Source organism: Kitasatospora sp. NPDC057512 (assembly GCF_042802135.1).
GTDB lineage: Bacteria > Actinomycetota > Actinomycetes > Streptomycetales > Streptomycetaceae > Kitasatospora.
The window spans coordinates 1-1,007 of sequence record NZ_JBHVET010001306.1 but is presented as its reverse complement, the minus strand read 5'-3'; the positions used below and the strand labels follow the sequence as shown (position 1 = coordinate 1,007).

General features: G+C 76.1%; 1 protein-coding gene. It reads left to right on the top strand.

Translation table 11 applies throughout. From position 1 onward, the window contains the following. Positions 1 to 48: 48 nt before the first annotated feature. Positions 49 to 1,005 carry a methylmalonyl Co-A mutase-associated GTPase MeaB gene (gene meaB / locus ACFU6K_RS39650; protein WP_380671624.1) on the top strand — a complete coding sequence of 319 codons (957 nt, stop codon included), beginning with the start codon at positions 49 to 51 and terminating at the stop codon, positions 1,003 to 1,005. Positions 1,006 to 1,007 lie beyond the last annotated feature (2 nt).

Sequence of the window (1,007 nt, the reverse complement as noted above, 5' to 3'; positions counted from 1 at the left end):
GCCGGTGGCGGTCCGCAGCCCCTTCGGCATCTGCGCAAGGAGCTCCTGATGATCGATGTCGCCACGCTGGTCGAGCAGGCCCGGGAGGGCCGGCCGCGGGCGGTCGCCCGGCTGATCACGCTGGTCGAGAACGCCGCGCCGCAGCTGCGGGAGGCGATGGCCGCGCTCGCGCCGTACACCGGGCGGGCGTACACGGTGGGCCTGACCGGCTCGCCCGGGGTCGGCAAGTCCACCTCCACCTCGGCGCTGGTCTCCGCCTACCGGCGGCTCGGCAAACGGGTCGGGGTGCTGGCCGTCGATCCGTCCTCGCCGTTCTCCGGCGGCGCGCTGCTGGGCGACCGGGTCCGGATGCAGGACCACGCGACCGACCCCGAGGTGTTCATCCGCTCGATGGCCACCCGAGGCCACCTCGGCGGGCTCTCCTGGGCGGCGCCGCAGGCGCTGCGGGTGCTGGACGCGGCCGGCTGCGAGGTGATCCTGGTCGAGACCGTCGGGGTGGGCCAGTCCGAGGTCGAGGTCGCCGCCCAGGCGGACACCACCGTGGTGCTGCTGGCCCCGGGGATGGGTGACGGCATCCAGGCCGCCAAGGCCGGGATCCTGGAGATCGGCGACGTCTTCGTGGTCAACAAGGCCGACCGGGACGGCGCCGACGCCACCGCGCGGGAGCTCAACCACATGCTGGGCCTCGGCGAGGCCCGCGAGGCGGGGGACTGGCGCCCGCCGATCGTCAAGACCGTCGCGGCCCGCGGCGAGGGCGTGGACGAGGTGGTCGAGGCGCTGGAGAAGCACCGCGCCTGGCTGGAGGAGCACGGCGAGCTCGCCGCGCGGCGCCGCCGCCGGGCCGCCGAGGAGATCGAGGCGATCGCGCTGGCCGAACTGCGCGCCCGGATCGGCGACCTGCGCGGGGACCGGCACCTGGCCGTCCTCGCCGAACGCGTCGCCGAGGGCGCCCTGGACCCGTACGGCGCCGCCGACGAGCTCGTCGCCGGCCTGACCCGCGGCTGACC